This window comes from Brevibacillus sp. YAE8 (assembly GCF_057543335.1).
In genome coordinates, this window is record NZ_BAAIYG010000002.1 from 43,889 (window position 1) to 62,969 (window position 19,081).

Annotated in this window: 18 protein-coding genes; 3 read left to right on the forward strand and 15 right to left on the reverse strand. The window is 54.8% G+C overall.

What is annotated here, in order from left to right; genetic code table 11:
• Window positions 1-2: 2 nt before the first annotated feature.
• Window positions 3-173 carry a hypothetical protein gene (locus tag AC27IT_RS03145; RefSeq protein ID WP_005832458.1) on the reverse strand — a complete coding sequence of 57 codons (171 nt, stop codon included), beginning with the start codon at window positions 171-173 and terminating at the stop codon, window positions 3-5.
• 198 nt (window positions 174-371) lie between these two features.
• Between AC27IT_RS03145 and AC27IT_RS03150 the strand changes: the two genes are divergently transcribed.
• Window positions 372-2,252, forward strand: coding sequence for an N-acetylmuramoyl-L-alanine amidase family protein (locus AC27IT_RS03150; protein WP_051556856.1), 1,881 nt, complete (start codon window positions 372-374; stop codon window positions 2,250-2,252).
• An 86-nt stretch (window positions 2,253-2,338) separates the two neighbouring features.
• Here AC27IT_RS03150 and AC27IT_RS03155 read toward each other — a convergent pair whose 3' ends face one another.
• From AC27IT_RS03155 to AC27IT_RS03195, 9 genes are all read right to left on the reverse strand, one after another.
• Window positions 2,339-2,890: a short-chain dehydrogenase gene (locus AC27IT_RS03155; RefSeq protein ID WP_005832448.1), complete on the reverse strand. Its 552-nt coding sequence runs from the start codon at window positions 2,888-2,890 to the stop codon at window positions 2,339-2,341.
• 26 nt (window positions 2,891-2,916) lie between these two features.
• Window positions 2,917-3,354: a D-aminoacyl-tRNA deacylase gene (dtd, locus tag AC27IT_RS03160; protein WP_005832446.1), complete on the reverse strand. Its 438-nt coding sequence runs from the start codon at window positions 3,352-3,354 to the stop codon at window positions 2,917-2,919.
• Between the two features lie 84 nt (window positions 3,355-3,438).
• Window positions 3,439-5,610 (reverse strand): RelA/SpoT family protein, encoded by a 2,172-nt coding sequence (locus AC27IT_RS03165; RefSeq protein ID WP_005832444.1) that lies wholly within the window; start codon window positions 5,608-5,610, stop codon window positions 3,439-3,441.
• A gap of 290 nt (window positions 5,611-5,900) precedes the next feature.
• The gene (locus tag AC27IT_RS03170) at window positions 5,901-6,413 is read right to left on the reverse strand and encodes an adenine phosphoribosyltransferase (protein WP_005832442.1); all 513 of its coding nucleotides are present in this window, start codon (window positions 6,411-6,413) and stop codon (window positions 5,901-5,903) included.
• A 12-nt stretch (window positions 6,414-6,425) separates the two neighbouring features.
• Window positions 6,426-8,777 (reverse strand): single-stranded-DNA-specific exonuclease RecJ, encoded by a 2,352-nt coding sequence (gene recJ, locus AC27IT_RS03175; protein WP_487091581.1) that lies wholly within the window; start codon window positions 8,775-8,777, stop codon window positions 6,426-6,428.
• 73 nt (window positions 8,778-8,850) lie between these two features.
• Window positions 8,851-9,759, reverse strand: coding sequence for a cation diffusion facilitator family transporter (locus tag AC27IT_RS03180; RefSeq protein WP_025847084.1), 909 nt, complete (start codon window positions 9,757-9,759; stop codon window positions 8,851-8,853).
• A 105-nt stretch (window positions 9,760-9,864) separates the two neighbouring features.
• Window positions 9,865-10,779, reverse strand: a complete 915-nt coding sequence (gene secF, locus AC27IT_RS03185; RefSeq protein WP_005832437.1) for a protein translocase subunit SecF — start codon at window positions 10,777-10,779, stop codon at window positions 9,865-9,867.
• A complete protein-coding gene (gene secD, locus AC27IT_RS03190) occupies window positions 10,769-12,007 on the reverse strand; it encodes a protein translocase subunit SecD (protein ID WP_431809239.1) in 1,239 nt (412 codons plus the stop codon). The genes secF and secD overlap by 11 nt, the downstream gene beginning before the upstream one ends.
• Window positions 12,008-12,185: 178 nt before the next feature.
• Window positions 12,186-12,422 (reverse strand): post-transcriptional regulator, encoded by a 237-nt coding sequence (locus AC27IT_RS03195; RefSeq protein ID WP_005832434.1) that lies wholly within the window; start codon window positions 12,420-12,422, stop codon window positions 12,186-12,188.
• An 88-nt stretch (window positions 12,423-12,510) separates the two neighbouring features.
• Here AC27IT_RS03195 and spoVB point away from each other — a divergent pair, with 88 nt between their 5' ends.
• Entirely contained in the window at window positions 12,511-14,097 is a 1,587-nt protein-coding gene (spoVB, locus tag AC27IT_RS03200) for a stage V sporulation protein B (protein ID WP_005832431.1), read from the forward strand.
• Window positions 14,098-14,100: 3 nt separating this feature from the next.
• Here the strand turns inward: spoVB and AC27IT_RS03205 are convergent, their stop codons facing one another.
• Both AC27IT_RS03205 and corA read right to left on the reverse strand, forming a co-directional pair.
• On the reverse strand, window positions 14,101-14,814 hold the full coding sequence (locus AC27IT_RS03205) for a DUF421 domain-containing protein (protein ID WP_487091582.1): 714 nt from the start codon (window positions 14,812-14,814) through the stop codon (window positions 14,101-14,103).
• A 68-nt stretch (window positions 14,815-14,882) separates the two neighbouring features.
• Entirely contained in the window at window positions 14,883-15,860 is a 978-nt protein-coding gene (gene corA / locus AC27IT_RS03210; protein ID WP_005832428.1) for a magnesium/cobalt transporter CorA, read from the reverse strand.
• 132 nt (window positions 15,861-15,992) lie between these two features.
• Here corA and AC27IT_RS03215 point away from each other — a divergent pair, with 132 nt between their 5' ends.
• Window positions 15,993-16,394, forward strand: coding sequence for a TIGR04086 family membrane protein (locus AC27IT_RS03215; RefSeq protein WP_005832427.1), 402 nt, complete (start codon window positions 15,993-15,995; stop codon window positions 16,392-16,394).
• A 64-nt stretch (window positions 16,395-16,458) separates the two neighbouring features.
• Here AC27IT_RS03215 and yajC read toward each other — a convergent pair whose 3' ends face one another.
• From yajC to queA, 3 genes are all read right to left on the reverse strand, one after another.
• Window positions 16,459-16,779, reverse strand: a complete 321-nt coding sequence (gene yajC / locus AC27IT_RS03220) for a preprotein translocase subunit YajC (RefSeq protein ID WP_005832425.1) — start codon at window positions 16,777-16,779, stop codon at window positions 16,459-16,461.
• A gap of 15 nt (window positions 16,780-16,794) precedes the next feature.
• Entirely contained in the window at window positions 16,795-17,925 is a 1,131-nt protein-coding gene (gene tgt / locus AC27IT_RS03225) for a tRNA guanosine(34) transglycosylase Tgt (RefSeq protein ID WP_005832423.1), read from the reverse strand.
• A gap of 118 nt (window positions 17,926-18,043) precedes the next feature.
• A complete protein-coding gene (gene queA, locus AC27IT_RS03230) occupies window positions 18,044-19,072 on the reverse strand; it encodes a tRNA preQ1(34) S-adenosylmethionine ribosyltransferase-isomerase QueA (RefSeq protein WP_005832421.1) in 1,029 nt (342 codons plus the stop codon).
• Window positions 19,073-19,081 lie beyond the last annotated feature (9 nt).

Genomic DNA, 19,081 nt, shown 5'->3' on the forward strand with positions numbered 1-19,081 from the left:
GATTACTTCCTTTTTTGACGCGGCTGCTGCAGGTCGCGCATGCCGACAAAAAAATCTTGGGACATTTCTACATTTGGCCGTGACGATTCTTTGGCCAAATCGTCATGAAAGTCGACGGAAAAAAATTGTCGATTCAAGCCTTGCGCAAATGTTTCCTTGTTGGACTGCCTCACAATCTACTCCTCCTGCGTGCAATAGTGCTCTTTTGTCCTAGTATGGCCTATTGCGAGACATTGCAGTCGGCGGAAGGACTTGCAAAGCTTTGTCGCTTCTTGCAGGAAAAAGCCGAAGCAGGCGCGAAGTGATTGTGTTGGCAAAAACATGAAAGAAACGTCCCTTGACGACTCTAGCATTTCAATTATTGGGAAAGGATGTCTACCGTGTCTGTACGTCAAAAAATCGTGAGGTCGCTACTGACTATCGTCTGCGCCATCTCCCTCCCCGTTTCGTCAGCCTGGGCTGCCGGTTCTGTTCAGGTCACCGTGGACAAGCTCAATGTCCGCTCCGGCCCGAGCCTTCAGGACGCCGTCGTCACCACACTGCCGAACAAGACGGTGCTGCCTGTCATCTCCACCAAAAACGACTGGGTGCAGGTCAAGCTGCCCAATGGGCAAAGCGGCTGGGTAGCCAACTGGCTCGTCTCGGCACAGCAGCAGCCCGCGCCCGCTGCGGCAAAGACTGTCGAGAGCACGACGACCAACCTCAACGTGCGCTCCGGTCCCAGCCAGACTCATCCGGTCATCCAGACGATCAACCCCGGGACGCGCTACCCGATCGTGCAAAAAAACGGCGATTGGATCATGATTCAGCTCAGCGGCGGCAAAACAGGCTGGGTAGCCGCCTGGCTCGTCAAAGACAGCTCGTCTGCCTCGACAGGCTCCACGTCAGGCGCTGGAACAGCCGGAACGCCGCCAACCGGACAGGCAGGCGGCAATCCGCCGAGCACTGCCGGAGGCGCTGTCACACCGAAGCCGTCCGCCGTTCAGGGGGCCAGCCTGACGCTGGAGTTCGCCCCTTATGTGTACCCTACACCGGATGCGAGCACGCCGGCGATCGGACAACTGCACGCGGGCGAGACGATTACCGTGCTGACGCAGCAAAACGGCTGGATTCAGTTCCCCTACGACGGGGTGAACGCCTGGATTTCCACGAACAGCAACGCACCTGCCCAAGACACCACCACGGCGCCAAGCACAGATACAGGTGGTGCAGGCAATACGAGCACGCCCGCTCAGCCGAGCACGCCTGCCACACCCGCTGAGCAGACAGCGACGGTGCAAACAGACGGGCTGAATTTGCGCAGCGAGTCCAATACGTCCAGCGCGATTCTCGCCACGCTGCCCATCGGCAGCAAGCTGAAGGTGCTGGAAAAGCAAGGCGATTGGTACCGCGTGCAAACTTCTGCCGGAAAAACGGGCTGGGTAGCAGGCTGGCTCGTCACCGTCTCGGGAGCAAACACGCCTACGCCAAGCGGCCCATACGTCACGATCATCAATGCCAATACGAATGTCCGCTCCGGTCCCGGCACCGAACATAGCGTGCTGCGGCAAGTACAGACAGGCGAGAAATACAGCATCGAAAACAGAGAGGGCGACTGGTTCAAAGTCACGCTCAGCGATGGCACGACAGGCTATGTGGCCGGCTGGCTCGTAGCGGCGAGCGGAGCGCCTGCTGTCATTCGCAGCCAGGCGCTCGCCGGAAAACTGATCGTCGTCGACCCCGGACACGGCGGAAACGACAACGGCGCGACCGGCTCCAGCTTTTCCACCCTGGAGAAAACCGTCAACCTGCAAGTCTCCTTGCTCCTGCGCAACAAGCTGGAAGCGGCCGGAGCCAAAGTCATCATGACGCGGGCGGACGACCGCAAACTCACCTTGCAGCAGCGCGTGGACGTGGCCGTGCAGAACAAAGCCGACATTTTTGTCAGCATTCACCACAATACGCATCCAAACACGGCGACCAACGGCTCCATCGTGTTTTTCTACCATCAAGGCAATTCCAGCAAGCTCGCTTCGCTGGTGCAAAACGAGCTGGTGAAGGCGACGAACTACAAAGACTTGCAGTCCCGCTTCGGCGACTACTTCGTCCTGCGGGAAAATTCCGTTCCCTCCATCCTGGCCGAGATCGGGTTCCTCTCCAACTACAACGACGAGATTCGCGTCCGCTCGGAGAAGCAGCAGGATCTGGCGGCAGAGGGCCTGTTCAAAGGGATTGTCCAATATTTCAACTCGTTGCACCCGCAGGGCGGTTGATCTTTGGGGAATCGCCCTTCGCGCAAACAAAAAAACGGTTGCCTCGGCAGCCGTTTTTTGTTTGGATCTTGCACCTGTTCGCTTGTTCAGTAGGTTGGGCGCCTCTCCCACGGCTCGACCTGGCCGACGATCGTCTGCGCTGCTTTTTCCCCGATTGCCCGGATGACGCCATTGGCAATTTCCGCGTTGGTCAGCCAGCGCGCCTCTTCTCCTTCGCACACGAAGCCGAGAATGACACGCTGGTACGCGCACGTCGTCGGCACATGGACAGCCGGAGGATTTTTCCAGGCGCGACTGCCGCAGACGTGGTACAGCCGAAACGGCTGCTTGGGGCGGGACAGCTCTGCCAATACGGTCGCAAGCGCATCTGGCGCCGTTTGATGAATCCAGGCCACGACCAGCTCCATCGGCCCTCGGCTCGCCACCAGCTCTGCCATGGCGGCGCGCAGCGTCTCCGTCTGCCCGTAATCGAGCGCGAGCAGATGAACAGAGCCAGGGTTCAAAGCCCCGTTTCTTACCTGTTCGAGCTTTTGGCGATCTCGTCCCACCACCGTTACTTGCCAGCCTTCTTTTGCGAGCCAGCGCGCCACCTCTGCCAGCATCCCGCTCGCTCCGATTACCAATGCTTCCCGCGCCATTTGCCCGCCCCCACGTCGTTTCTGTGTTACGCTTCCACAATCAAGGTGACAGGCCCGTCGTTCTGCAGACGCACGTCCATCATCGCGCCAAAGCGCCCCGTCTCCACGACCAGACCTTTTTCCCGCAGCTTGGCATTGAACAGCTCGTACAGCGGTTCTGCCTGCTCCGGGCGAGCCGCCGCCATGAAGTTTGGCCGCCTTCCCTTGCGACAGTCCCCGTACAGCGTAAACTGGGACACGGACAAAATCTGCCCGCCCGTCTCCAGCACGGAAACGTTCATTTTGCCTTCTTCGTCTTCGAAAATGCGCAAATGGGCGATTTTGTCCGCGACGAACTCCACCTCTTTTTCGCTGTCCTCATGGGTGATGCCTACCAACAACAGCAGCCCGTGCTCGATTTGCCCGACCACCTCGCCGGCAACGGTCACACTCGCTTCCTTCGTTCTCTGCACAACTACTCTCACGTCGATCCATTCCTTTCGTTTCGTGTCTTGCCCTGCTGATTGCAGCCGCTCGCCGACAAACAAGAACACCCGATCCACGAAGGATCAGGTGCTCAAAATGCGGCGAACCGAATAAATATCTTTAATGCGCTTGATTCGTTCCACAACCTTCAAGAGATGATCCACATTGCTGATCGAGATGGTCATATGAATCGTCGCCACCCGATTTTTATCTGCTTTGCCGCTGACCGCGGCAATATTCGTCTTCGTCTCGGCTACGACTTGCAGCACGTCGTTCAAAAGGCCGCTGCGGTCGTTGCCCGTGATCTCGATTTCCACGTTGAAGTTGTGCTTCTGGTCCGTGTCCCATTCGACGTCGATCAAACGCTCCGAGCACTCGTCTGCCAGCACGTTCGGACAGTCCTTCCTGTGCACAGACACCCCGCGTCCCCGGGTAATAAAGCCGATGATCTGGTCGCCTGGAACCGGCGTGCAACAGCGCGAGATGCGCACCAGCAGGTTGTCTACGCCGCGCACCTTGACGCCGGATTCGCTCTTTTGCGCACGGTGGGCCGGATTTTGCTTGATTTCCGGGATGACCGGATTTTGCTCTTCCCGCTCGCGGCGGAGCTTGTCGAGCAGCCTTGTGGCAATCTGCGAGGCGGTAATGCCGCCGTAGCCGACTGCCGCAAACATGTCCTCGGCCCCCTGAAAATTAAAGCGCGCCGCCGCTTCCTTCAGGTTCGTCTCCGTCATCGCTTCCTTGACGTCGAAGTTGCGCGACTTGATCTCGGCTTCCACCATTTGCTGGCCTTTGGCGACGTTTTCTTCCCGCTTTTCTTTTTTGAACCACTGCTTGATCTTGTTGCGCGCATGGGCGGACTTGGCCATTTTCAGCCAGTCCTGGCTCGGCCCGTACGAATGCTTGGAGGTGAGAATCTCGACGATATCGCCCGTTTTCATGGCGTAGTCGAGCGGGACAATCTTGCCGTTTACTTTCGCCCCAATCGTCCGGTTTCCAACCGCCGAGTGAATGCGATAGGAAAAGTCGAGCGGCACGGAGCCTTTTGGCAGCTCCACGACATCGCCTTTTGGCGTGAAGACAAAGACCGTATCCGAGAACAAGTCCTGCTTGAGACTTTCCATGAACTCCTGGGCGTTGGGCGCTTCCTCGGAGCCGCCTTCGATGATCTCGCGCAAGCTGCCCAGCTTCTCGGCAAACGAGCCTTGCACGACACTTTTGCCTTCCTTGTACGCCCAGTGCGCCGCGATCCCGATTTCTGCCGTCTGATGCATATCCCATGTGCGAATTTGCACTTCCAGCGGCTCGCCTTTTGGCCCGATCACCGTCGTGTGCAGCGATTGATACATGTTCGTCTTGGGCATCGCGATGTAGTCCTTGAAGCGGCCAGGCATCGGCTTCCACAAGGTGTGGACGATTCCCAATACCGCGTAGCAATCGCGAATGTCGTTCACGATAATGCGCAGCGCCAGCAGATCGTAAATTTCGTTGAACTGCTTGTTTTGCTTGGTCATCTTTTTAAAGATGCTGTATATGTGCTTGGGACGCCCCGATATTTCCGCCTCGATATTCAGCTCGCCCAGCTTCTCCCTGATCGTGTCCGACGCTTCGTTCAGGTAAGCCTCTCGCTCCACCCGCTTTTTTTGCATCAGGTTGACGATCCGGTAATACTGCTGCGGATTCAAATAGCGCAGCGCCGTGTCCTCCAGCTCCCATTTGACGGAGGCAATCCCCAGGCGATGGGCAAGCGGCGCGAAAATTTCCAGCGTTTCATCGGAAATTTCCCGCTGCTTTTCTTCGGACATGTGCCGCAGCGTCCGCATGTTGTGCAGCCGGTCTGCCAGCTTAATCATGATGACACGGATGTCCTGGGCCATGGCGACCAGCATCTTGCGGTGATTTTCGGCAAGCTGCTCTTCCTTGGACTTGTATTTGATTTTTTCCAGCTTGGTTACCCCATCTACCAGCAGAGCCACATCAGGCCCGAACTGTTCCCGGAGATCGTCAAGCGTAACGTCGGTGTCTTCCACCACATCATGCAAAAACCCGGCCGCAATCGTCACGGCGTCCATGTGCAGGTTTGCGAGAATCCCTGCCACGGCAATCGGGTGCATGATGTACGGAACGCCTGATTTTCTGATCTGCCCCTCATGGGCTTTTTCAGCCAACTGATAGGCGCGAGTAATCAGGTCCAGATCCGATTGTGATAAATAGGTGCTTGCTTTTTTTACTACCTCATCAATGCCGGTAATCATAGTTCCCTTCCCTTATCCTCTCATTGGAAAACTTGGCTTTGCCAAGCCTTATGTCACAGGCGAAGGCTTCGTTGCGGATAAAAAAAAGCCTTTAAAGGTTGAAGTTGTTGCGTAGAAGCAGGCTCGAATAATCCGATCGTTTGTCTGGATGAAAAAAAACGTCATGTCTATTTCATACTATTATCTTTTATGTCGTTCGTATTGTAAAGCTGTTTCCCCTGTAAAGTATGAACAGGGCGCGGAAAAAAGAAAAAAACGGGCATATAGCCCGTTTTTCGTTGATGGTTCAATTAATATTGCACCAAAGATTTGATCGGCACGTCGCCGATTTTTTTGCGGCCTTCCAGGTAGGACAGCTCGATGAAGAAAGCAGCGCCTACCACTTTTCCGCCCAACTGTTCAATCAGGTTGATCGTCGTTTCGATCGTTCCCCCGGTTGCCAACAGGTCGTCTGCAATCAGAACGCGTTGCCCAGGCGTAACCGCATCTACGTGTACCGCGAGCGCGTCTTTGCCGTACTCAAGGTCGTAGTCCGCTTTGATCGACTCGTAAGGCAGCTTGCCGGATTTGCGGATCGGCACAAAGCCGATTCCGAGCTCGTAAGACAGAGGAGCCCCCACAACAAACCCGCGTGCTTCCGGACCTGCGATGACGTCTGCCTGCACTTCGCGGGCGAATTCAGCGAGATCCTGAATCGCAGCGCGGTAGGCGGAGCCGTCTTTCAGCAGCGTGGTGATATCTTTGAAGCGAATCCCCGGTTGCGGGAAGTCCGGAATGACGCGAATGTATTGTTTGTAATCCATGAAAAATTCCTCCTATACGGTGACAGGTGTCACCAACTGTTGAAACGTTTGAATCAATGATTCCGAAGAAGAAAGCAGCAAATCCGTGGCAAGCTGTGCCTCTTCCTTCCACTCCGAATAAATAACCGAGCTTTCCAGCGGCCTTTTCTCTACCGTCTGCTGCAAGCGGTACTGTTCTGCGTCCTCGCTGACAAACTGCAGCTCGACAAAAATGGCGAGCATCCCGTCCAGCAAGTTCCTTTTCCATTGCAGCTTGCGGGCCAGCGCGTCGAGATGAATGCGCTTGACAACTGGCACCTGCACAAAAAACTGGTACAATTGCTTGAAGTGCTCCCGGCTCGGACAGGAAAGCCGCTCCATCCCCAAATCCGGGTCGCCGAACAGGCAGTAGATGCGCTCGGCCTGTTGCAGCATGGTACTGATCGCATGCAAATCCGCCCGGCGCTTGGGCAGATCGTAGAGGATGATCGTCTGCTTCGGCCCTTCGTGTTCGAGCTTTGCGGATGGCCCGAGCAGCAGCGACGACAACTGCGCTTCTGCCGTCTTCTGCGCCAACTGCTCGTAGCTTTCCGTGCGAAATACGATCGTCACCGTTTCTGACTCCGCTGCAAGCTGCTGCCATTTTTCTACTTTATCACGACTTCCCCGCCAATCAAAAACTTGCTGGTGATTGACCGACAAATCGCGAATGGTCAACTGTGGCTTGCGGTTGCCGTTCCATTCATTGACCGACAGCTCGCCCAGCACCTGAAAGCGCGCTTTCGGGGTCACCTTTTTCGTCACGTGCGCCCAGTTGAAGCCGATGGCATCCAACGCTTGGCCTGACCTGACGAGCGTGCATTTCAAATGATTGTCGTCGCGCCCGATCGTGCGCATTCCCTGGGTTTCCACTTCCTCCAGCATGACGAGCGGAGTCGGGTTGCCCATTCCGTACGGAGCTAGCCGCTCCAACTGCTCCGCTGCCTCCAGGCTGATCTCTTCCATGCTCATCGCCACATCGACCTTGGTCAGCGGGATAAAGTCTTCTGCCGTCAGCCACTGGCCTGCCAGTTCGTTCAGCCTGTTGCGCAGCAGGTCGAGATTTTCCACAGGCAAGGTCATCCCTGCCGCCATGGTATGTCCGCCAAAATGCGGGAGCCATTCCTTGCACGCGGTCAGCCCTTCGTACATGTCAAAGCCGGCAATGCTTCGGGCCGAGCCTTTGGCCGTGCCTTTTTCCGGGTCGATGCCGAGCACGATGGTCGGACGGTAAAACAGCTCGACCAGCCGAGACGCCACAATTCCCACGACGCCGACGTTCCAGCCTTCCTTGGCCAGCACGAGGACGTTGTTTTCTTCCGGTGGGTACAGCTCTCTCACCATCTGTACGGCTTCTTCCGTCATCGCCGCCACCAGTTCCTGGCGCTCGCGATTCAGGTCGTCCAAAGCTTGCGCACACTGCTCGGCTTCGGCCTGATCCTCGGTCGTCAGCAGCTTGACGGCGGACTCTGCCGTCTCCAGCCGTCCGCTCGCATTCAGCCGCGGTCCGAGGGCAAATCCGACATGGCCTGCCGATAGCTCGCTGTCAGCCAGCCCGCACACGCGGATCAGCGCCTGCAAGCCGATATTGCGCGTCTGGTTCAGCCGCTTCAGTCCTACCCTGGCAAGAATCCGGTTTTCATCGACCAATGGCACCAAGTCGGCGATCGTCCCGAGTGCAGCCAGGTCGGCCAAGTGCAAAGGAGGCTCCTTCAGCAAGGCATGCCCCAGCTTGAAGGCCACCCCGACTCCCGCGAGCATGTCAAACGGGTACGTACACCCCGGCTTTTTCGGGTTAATCACAGCAAATGCCTCCGGGATGACAGCCGGAGGTTCGTGGTGGTCGGTTACAATGACGTCAAGACCTAACTGTGTGGCATACGCTACCTGCTCTACTGCACTGATTCCTGTGTCGACGGTAATAATCAGCTTGTAACCGCTTTTATGCAGATGCGCCAAGGCGTCTTTATGTAACCCATACCCTTCGGTAAAACGGTTGGGAATGTAGTAGTCAAAAACAGCGCCGAGTTGGCGCAGCAGATGTACCATTAACGATGTGGAACTGACCCCGTCCGCGTCATAGTCGCCGTAAATGCAGATCGGCTCTTGCCTCTCTATGGCTTGTTGAATGCGATGCACGCTCTGTTCCATTCCATCCAGCAAAAAAGGGTCATGAAACAATTCCGGGCCAGCTTGCAAAAAATCACGGGCCTTCTGCGCTGTGTCGATGCCGCGAATCACCAGCAGCTTGGACACGAGCGGAGTTAGCTGGCACTCCTCAGCTATACTGGCCGCAATCTGTTCATCGTAGGTGGCCAGTTTCCAGCGTGTTTTCGCTTTCAGCATAGGCTCTCCTCCAATCCTCATTCATTATAGAGGATGGAGCGGGAGACTGACAACTGCATAAAACATGGCGTTTTTACGGTTTTTGCCGGGGAGCGGGATCGTATGGGTTGACATGGACAAAAACGTCGCGGACTTCTGCGAATGTTTCCAGCAACGTATGCTTGACACGCTTGCTGATTTGATGCCCCGCAAGCACGGTAATCGACGGGTCTACGCTGATTTTTACATCGACAATCTGGTAGTGCCCGTGCTCTCTCGCTCGCAACGAATCAATCCGCAGCACGCCTTCGACCTGTTCGATCGCCTGGCGCAGCTTTTGCGTATCCTCTTCGTGCAAAACGTGGTCGAGCGTGCTGTGAATGGATTCCATCATGATGCTGTACGCCATCTTCAGCACGAGGGCAGAAACGAAAATGCCGGCAGCCGGGTCCAGGTACAGCATCCACGCTACTCCCAGCCACTCCCCGGCAATCGCGCCGCCGATTCCCACCAGCGCCGCAAAAGACGAATAGACGTCCGAACGATGCTCCCAGGCGTTGGCAATCAGCGACTGGCTGTTCAGCTTTTTGCCGAGCTTGTACTTGTAGCGGAACATCCACTCCTTGACGATCATCGAGCCGATGGCGGCCCAGACAGCCAGCAAGCCGGGAGCTTCCAGCGGAGCGAAAAACGCCTTGAGCGACGACATCGCAATTTCAAAGCCGACAATCGCCAGCAACACCGAGACGATAATCGCTGCGATCGACTCCGCTTTCCCGTGTCCATACGGATGATCGGCGTCAGGCGGACGCTCTGCCGCTCGCAGACCGATCAGAACAGCCACCGATCCGACGACATCGGACGCCGAGTGGACGGAGTCTGCGATCAGCGCCTGCGATTTTGCCGCAAGCCCGATCGCGAGCTTCACTCCTGCCAGCGCGAGATTGCCCACAATGCCTACCCACGCGCCAAACTGGGCTTTTGCCAGCCGATCATCACCCATCGCTATCTCTTCCTCCATCCGCACGCTTTTTTGTGTAAGAGTAGAAAACCGCAGGGAAAAATCCCTGCGGTCTACGTTGCGAAAGCTTTTGTTGAAGCAAATGGATTACGCTTCTTTTTTCTTTCTCATATTCCGCTCCTTCAAGTTTACCCAAACTTGAGCAGCAATAAAGATCGAGGAGTACGTACCGCTCACCAGACCGAACAAAAGCGCCAGCGAGAAGTTGCGAATGCTTTCGCTGCCGAGTACCGCGATAGCAAGAGCGGTAAAGAACACGGTCGCTACGGTGTAGACGGAACGGCGCATCGTTTGCCAGAGAGACACGTTCACCAGATGCTCCAAATCCGGAATCGTTTTGGACTTCATGGTGCGCAAGTTCTCCCGGATACGGTCAAAAATAACGATTTTGTCGTTGATCGAGTAACCGAGAATCGTCAACAGCGCGGCGATGAAGGTAATGTCTACCTCCAGATCGAACACGGAGAACAGCGCGATCGGGATAATCACGTCATGCAAAAGCCCGACGACGCAGGCAATCCCGAACAGCAACTGGAAGCGAATCGCGATGTAAACGACGATCCCGAGCGAGGCAATCGCTACCGCAATCGCTGCCTTTTTCACCATTTCCTGGGCGATACTCGGGTCAACGGACGATACTTGCTTCGTTACCTGATCGCCGAATTTTTTCTTCAACGCCTCTTCTACCTTCATCAGTGTGTCAGAGGAAATCGTTTGATCGAAGCGGGTGTACGCCTGATTCGTTCCGTACGGCGTCACCTTGGAAAAGGATACGTCCGGAATCTCCTGCTTCAACACCGCTTCGACGTCAGTCGGGTTGAACTCTTTTCCTACGTAAATGTCCAGACGGGTCCCCGCCTTGAAGTCAACGCCAAGGTGCAGCCCCTGGAACAGCATAAACAAAAAACCGATGACGATAATCGCGGAAGAGAAAATGAAAAACTTCCGGCGATTCTTTACGATGTCAAATCGAACGACAGTGTGTTCACGATCAAAGCTCACCGATCTCACTCTCCTTTACCCCGAACCAGAACGGCTTTTTAAACATGTTGGAACGGACCACCAGCCAGAGGAGGAAGCGAGACCCAAACACGTTGGTAATAACACTCACGATGATTGTCATTGCCAGTACGACAGCAAAACCTTGCACGGAGCTTGTCCCGAAGTAGAACAACACGCCTGTCGCAATCAACGTCGTCACGTGCGCGTCGATAATCGTAATCAAGGAACGGCGCTCACCGGCACGGAATGCCGACAAAATCGTTTTGCCCGAGCGAATTTCTTCTTGGATACGCTCATACGTAATGATGTTCGCATCGACCGCCATCCCTACTGCCAAAATAAAACCGGCGATACCAGGCAGCGTCAGGGTAGCATCCATCCAGTCGAGTACGACCATACAAAAATAAGTAAACCCGGCCAGCGTAATATTGGCAATCATCCCTGGCATGCGGTAGACGAGCAGCATGAACACGAAGATCAAGGCAGCCCCGATGTAGCCGGCATAGAGCGTTTTCTCCAGAGCCAGCGCACCGAGGGAAGCCCCTACCGATGTCACTTGTTTCTCTGTCAGCTTCGCAGGCATCGCACCGGAATTGAGCAGGTCAGCCAGTTCCTGTGCGGACTCCTGAGTATAGTCTCCGGTAATCCGTGCACTACCACCAGTAATTACATCCTGGATTGTTGGATTGGTTTGCAAATTTTCATCCAAATAGATGGCCATACGCTTATGCAAATTAGCACGCGTAACGTCCTCTAACTTTTTGGGATCTGAAAATTTTACGATGACCAAAGGTCTCTTTAATTCATCGTAATCAACAAATGCTCCATTTGGCGCCAGGTCGCTACCTTGCAGAATCGTCTTGCCCGACTCGTCGCGGAACGTCAGTACAGCCGGTTTGCCGATCAGCTCGCGCAGCTTGTCCTGATCGGCGGATTGCGAAGCGATTTGCACGCGAATCCGGTTTGGCAGCTCGGCAGAGATCACAGGCTCTGCCACGCCACCGATGTTAATCCGTTTCTCAATCATGTGTGCGGTTGATTTCAACAGCTCGATATCAACCTTGTGTCCAGCCTCAAGAGGCTCAACCTCGTACAAAATCTCAAACCCGCCCTGCAGGTCCAGACCGAGAGTGATGTTTCCTGCCACCTGTTTGGTCGTAGTTGACACAAGTGTCGCCAAAAGGCCGACAACAACCAGGAACAGGAGAAATCTTCCCCATTTTATCATCGTTGTGATACCCCTCTTTCATAAACAGGGTCCCGCGCCAAGGCGAGAAACCAATATGCCCATTATAGCGAAGTATGAAAAAACGTGTCAATTATTGCTGGAAGAGCGAACCATGGTAACCAACCCCTTATCTACAATGAGCATGCTACTTATACGAATGTAGAGACAGGAAGTTTCACTAAGAATTTTTATACATTTGAATCATGAGATAGTTCATGTATTTGTTCGGCTTGAGAGACAGAATATCGTTGACGAGACGGTGCATCGGGGGGAATTCCTTGTACCCGTTCGTGACGCATTCCCACACGTCCGTAGCCTCCACATTTTCATAACCCAGCATGGCAAATTCCTCGGCCTTGCTCTGGCAAAGACTTGCTACTCGCCCATACCATTCCTGTTTTTGCGCTTGGTCCATCTCCCGTTTCCCCCTCAAAGTAGTCATGCCGACAGCGGCACGTCCATATTCTTTACTGAGTGAATTTTTCGTTGCAAAGGAGCCTTCCATGAGACAGTCATTCTTTTACGGAACGGTTATCCTCATCATTGCTGGCGGCATCACCAAAGTGTTTGGCTTTGCTCACAGGATCGTGCTTTCACGCATCATCGGAGCGGAAGGAATGGGGCTGTATCAAATGGTCGTGCCCCTGTTGTACTTTCTGATTACGGTGACGACGTTCGGCCTGCCTGTTGCCATCGCCAAGCAAGTGGCAGAGACGGAAGCGGCGAACAATCCGCGGCTGACCCGGCGCTACCTGCTGTTGGCCTTGTCGGTGGCCGGCGGCATCAGCCTGTTCATCTGCACGCTGCTCCTGTTGTTTTCCCACTGGATTGCGGGTGCCCTGTTCACTGACCCTCGCGCCCATATCGTCATGCTCGCCGCCATCCCCGTTATTCCGATCTCCAGTATTTCCCTCGTGCTGCGCGGGTACTTCCAGGGCAAGCAAAACATGATTCCGACAGCCGTCTCCCAACTGCTGGAGCAAGTAGCCCGCATGGCGCTGGTCGTCGTCATGACGATGTCGTTTTTGGCGGCAGGGATCGAGTACGCCACGGCCGGTGCGGTCGCCAGCATTATTTTCGGGGAAGCCGCCGGACTCCTCTACATTCTCTGGCAATACCGAAAAGGAAGCAAAAAAGCGGCCGCCCAGCTTCTGGAAACGCCGTTTCGCAAAGCAGTTTCCAGAAGCAAGGCGAACTTGTCCCAACTGATCCACGTCGCCCTGCCCGTCACGCTGAGCCGCATCATCGGTTCCATCGCCTACGTCCTGGAGCCGATGCTCGTTCCGCTCGCACTCGTCATCGCAGGCTACACGACGGCAGCCGCAACCGGGCTGTACGGGCAATTTGCCGGGATGGCGGTCCCGCTGCTGCTTTTTCCCACTTTTTTAACCTATTCCTTGTCCGTTTCGCTCGTTCCTGCCGTCGCCGAGGCTGCCTATCAAAAAAATGCTCCTCTCGTGCATCGGCGCATCTACCAAGCGATGCGCATCACACTCGTAATCGGAGCACCTTGTACCGTCCTGCTAACTATTTTTGCCGAGCCGTTGTGCGTGCTGCTCTACGGCAGCGAATATCGCGAGGTCGGCGTGCTGTTGAAGGAGCTTGCTCCCTTTTCCGTCTTTCTGTTTTTCCAGGCGCCGCTGGCTGCTGCCTTGCAAGGTCTCGACTACGCCCAGGTCGTCTTTCGCAATACGCTGCTTAGCGCCATCATCAAGACAGGGGCTATGTTCATGTTTACCGCCCAGCCCGCTTTCGGCATCCACGGCGCGGTAATCGCCACCAACATCGGCATCACGTTGGGGACGCTGCTTCATTTTGCCAGTCTCATCAAAAAAATCGGCTTTGTCATCGACGTATGGGAGTTCGGAAAAATAGGGATCGCCATGCTGGCCATGGGTTACCTCGGCTCGTACATGGCGGATCACTGGTTCCTGCATTCCTCGACAGGCAAGCTGCTTCTCGCCAGCACCTGCATCAGCACCTTGCTGTACGTAGTGCTGCTCGTGGCGATGCGCGTCCTGGGCAAGCAGGACGTCCGCCTCATTCCGTGGATCGGCGAGCAGCTCGCCGTGTTCTTCCCCCGCCGCTAACACCTAGTGTAGCGGCTTGTCTTTTTTGTCGAGGTAGATGATGCCACGCTCGTCAATGCTGCAAAAGGACACTTCGCGAATGTCCTTGATCCCGTACTTGCGGATTTCCCGCTTCAGCCACAACTGATTTTGCCCGATTTTTTGCAAAGCCTCCTGCCTGATCTTGCCGTCGAGAATCAACGGAATCGGCAGACCTTTATAAGAAACAGGACTTACCGGCTTTTCGTCAGGCAGTCCCACATCTTCACGCGTAAGATGTTCTTTTTCCTGCTTCAAAAAGATGCTCATCTGCCCTGTCGGCTCTATCAGCGCAAACTCGACGTCTGCGATGTTTTTGATGTTTTTTTGCCGCAGGTGAACCAGCAGGTCATCCATATTCAGCCGATTTCGGCGCATCGCTTGCTCGCGAATTTCCCCGTTTTCGATAATCATATCGGCGGAGCCGTCGACAACATCGCGAAACTTTTTGCTTTTGAGTGAAAGGTACGCCATTCCGACTTCCATCAGAGCAATCAGCAGCATCGGCAAATAAAACCGAAGTCCGGGCTTTTCCACGTCTTCGATAGCCAGTGCCGCCATTTCCGCCAGCATGATAGAGATCACGACATCAAAAACGGACAACTTTCCCAGTTCTCGCTTGCCCATGACGCGGAGCAAGATCAGGAGGAAAAAATACGAGAAAAGGGTGCGCAATATGATTGTTGAAATATCTTCCACTTCCCGCTGCCCCCTAACGAACATTTGCTAGTAGTGTTCGGCAGGGGGCTTGCAACTATTAGCTCCAATTACAACCACTTTCGTTTGCGGAAGATGTGCAGCATGAAAAAGGTCATCGCCAGCATGATGACGAGTGCGACGATCAGCATGTAAGGCTCTGCCTGTTCGCCCAGCCAGCCGAACGTGTTCATCCCGAACAAGCCGGTAATGAATGTAAGCGGCAGGATGATCGTGGAAATAATTGTGAGAACACGCATCGTTTCCGTCGTCTTCGCGCTGATGATCGTGTAGTACGTGTCGAGTGCACCGTTCACCAGGTCGCGGAACGTCTCGGTTGAGTCCGAGATGCGCTCCAGGTGGTCGGTCAAGTCGCTGTAGAACGGAACGTTTTCCTCGGAAATGTCGAAAGAGAAGCGGCCATTCACGTTGGCGAAGATTCGTTTTTGCGGCATGATGACACGCCTAATCAAAATAATCGTCCGCTTCAGCGCCAGGAACTCTTCCGTAATTTCCTCCATCTGATGCTCGTAAATCTCGTCCTCCAGTTCGTCAATCCGCACGCTGATCCGGTCGATAATCGGGAAATACTCATCGGTAATCCCGTCTACGATCGCATAGAGCAAGTAATCAGGACCCCGGTTCAGATAGGAATTGTTGCGGTGACACATGGCAGCGATCCGGCCTATCGTGTTCATCGGCGATTTGTGAATCGTAACGATGTAGTTGGGGCCGAGAAAAACGTTCAGTTCTACCGTGGTAATCTCGTCGTCGCTTTCTTCATTGTAACGCAGGGCGTGAAAAACGAAGAAATAATAATCGTCGTACTTGTCTACCTTGGCCCGCGGACTGACGTGCAGGCAGTCCTCGATGGCCAGCGGGTGAAAGTCGAAGATTTTGGCAATATAGGGCAACTCGTTGTTCCCCACATCATACAGGTCGATCCAGAGCAAGTCCTCGGGAGATTTCAGCCATTGATCTTTTGTGGACAAATCAACATCGTGAAACATTTTCTGCTCTGAATGGTTGTAAAAGTACGTTTTAATCATTCTTCCTCACCCCCGTCTCGTTCCCCATCCATCATACGAAAATTCCTCCCAATGTTCAACGCGAAGATGAATACAGCGGCCAGGCCTTTCATATAGATGGTACAAACAGTGACCAGTGAGGGGGTAAATACCGTGCGGAGTGCGTCCACCTCTGTGCTGACAGGACTTTTGTACACGACAGGACTTGTCTTGTTTGGGGCATTGCTCGCTACCTTGCTTCTTAGCTTTACCAGCATGCGCGAAGGCTCTCTGCCTTATTTTACGTACATCATCAACGCGATTGCCTTGCTCGTCGGCGGTTTCGTCACCGGAAAGCGCTGCGGCGGCAAAGGCTGGTACTACGGAGGCTTGACCGGGTTCTCCTATTTTCTTCTGATTCTTTTGATCGGCTTTCTTGGCTTCGATGCCCCGATGCAGTGGGGAACGCTCCTCTTTTTGCTCGGCGCGTTCGGCATTGCCGCGCTGGGAGGGATTCTCGGAGTCAATTCGGCCAACTCCAGCAACAAGCCCAAAGGCTTCAAGCCGAGACGGTAAAAAGCTTGGCAGGCAAAAAGCAAAACAAAAGCAGGCGGGAACTCCCACCTGCTTTTGTTTTGCTTTATTTGGACTCTTCTTTTTCCGCTTCCGCTTTTGCCGGCTCGCTTTTCGCTGGCTCGTTGCTTGTAGAAACAACGCTGTTGATCGCGCCGCGATCAAACGTAACGTTGACGTTGTGCGCGATGCGCAGCGTCACCGAGTCGTCGTTCAATTCCTGAATCGTACCGTGCATGCCGCCGATGGTGACGATTTTGTCGCCCTTTTTCAGAGCTGCAAGCATGGCGTTGCGCTGTTTGGCTTTCTTCTGTTGCGGACGAATCAGCAAGAAGTAGAAAATCGCAAACATGATGATAATCGGTAAAAACTGAGTCAAGCCCTCCATGAAAATCCCCCTCGATTAAAAAGATCTATCTTCACTCAATCCATACTGAGCGAAAAACTGGTCCCGGAAATCTTGCAAGCGGTCTTCAGCAATCGCCTGGCGCACCTGCTCCATCAGCTTCACGAGGAAATGCAGATTGTGGTAGGTGGTCAAACGGATGCCAAAGGTCTCCTCCGCCTTGATGAGATGGCGGATGTAAGCGCGGGTGTAATTCTTGCACGTGTAGCAGTCGCAATTCGGGTCGAGCGGAGTAAAGTCGCGTGCGTATTTGGCATTGCGGATGACCAGTCGTCCCTGGCTTGTCATGCATGTCCCATTGCGAGCGATCCTCGTCGGCAAGACGCAGTCAAACATGTCAATGCCGCGGATTGCGCCGTCGATGAGAGCGTCTGGCGAGCCTACTCCCATCAGGTAGCGAGGCTTGCCTGCCGGAAGCAGCGGAACGGTATGCTCCAGCACTTCGTACATCAAGGAAAACGGTTCGCCCACACTCAGCCCGCCAATCGCATATCCCGGAAAATCCATGGAGATGAGGTCTTTGGCGCTTTGCTCGCGCAGGTCGTTGAACATTCCGCCCTGTACGATCCCGAACAGAGCCTGCTCGTTCGGCCGTGAGTGCGCCTTCAGGCAGCGCTCCGCCCATCGGGTCGTGCGCTCCATCGACTTTTTCACGTAGTCGTACTCCGCAGGATAGGGCGCGCACTCGTCAAACGCCATGAAAATATCGGCGCCGAGCGCGTTTTGAATCTGGGTGGCCTCCTCCGGGCCGATAAACAGCTTTTCCCCGTTCAGATGAGAGCGGAAGGAAACCCCTTCCTCTGTGATCTTGCGGAGGTTGCTCAGGCTGAACACCTGAAATCCGCCGGAGTCCGTCAGAATGGCGCGGTCCCAGTTCATGAAGCCGTGCAGCCCGCCTGCTTCGCGGACGATTTCATGCCCCGGACGCAAAAACAGATGGTAGGTATTACTGAGGATAATGCCCGCTCCGATCGCTTTCAGCTCCTCGGGACTCATCGTCTTGACCGTTGCCTGCGTGCCGACTGGCATGAAGACAGGAGTGTCAATCGTCCCATGGGGAGTGTGCAGCTTTCCGAGACGAGCGCCTGTTTGCTTGCATGTTTTGATTAATTCGTAGCGTACAGCCAAATTGTCGCACTCCTCAAGCTATGTATGTAAGTCTTTCCTATTATAAGAAAACTTGAGAGTGAAGTAAACCCACCCGACTTATAAGTATACACTTATACGGGTGGGATGTGTACCTTTTTTAAACGATCAGCATCGCGTCCCCAAAACTGAAGAAGCGATATTCCTCCTGGACGGCCGCTTTGTACGCATTCATGACATGCTCCTTGCCAGCCAGCGCGCTGACCAGCATCACGAGCGTCGACTTGGGCAGATGAAAATTCGTCAAAAGCCCGTCGAGAATCGAGAACGTGTATCCCGGGTAAATGAAGATGTCCGTCCAGCCCGACGTCGCCGCCAGCTTGCCGCCGTTCGCACGTCCGACCGTCTCCAGCGTCCGGCACGAGGTCGTTCCGACCGCAATGACTCTTCTCCCCTCCGCCTTCGCCTTGTTCACCAGCTCAGCGGTTTCTTCCGGAATCTCGTAATACTCGGCGTGCATGACGTGCTCCTCGACCGAGTCGGCAGAGACCGGCCTGAACGTGCCGAGTCCGACGTGCAGCGTCACGTACGCGAGCTGTACGCCTTTTGCAGCGATTTGCTCCAGGTAAGGCTTGGTGAAGTGCAGCCCGGCTGTCGGCGCCGCCGCTGAGCCTCGCTCGCGCGCATACACCGTCTGGTACCGTTCGCTGTCTTCAAGCTGCTCATGAATGTAAGGAGGCAGCGGCATCGAACCTAACTGGTCGAGAATCTCGTAAAAAATGCCCTCGTACAAAAAGCGTACGATCCGCCCGCCTGTCTCTGTCGCTTCTTCGCATACGCAGCGCAAAAGCCCGTTGCCAAAGACCACTTCCGTTCCCGGCTTCATCCGCTTGCCTGGCTTTACCAGCGTCTCCCAGCGATCGTCCCCGAGCGATTTGAGCAAAAGCACCTCGATCTTCGCTCCCGTCTCGGCCTTTTCGCCGATCAGCCTTGCGGGCAACACGCGGCTGTCGTTCATGACGAGCACGTCCCCCGGCTGCAAATGGTCGATCAAGTCGGTAAAGCGCTGATGGGAAATGGCGCCAGTCTGTTTGTTCAAAACGAGCAGCCGCGAAGCTGTCCGGTCTTTCAATGGATGCTGGGCAATCAGATGCTCCGGCAGTTCAAAATCAAATTGTTGCACGTCCACGAATCGTTA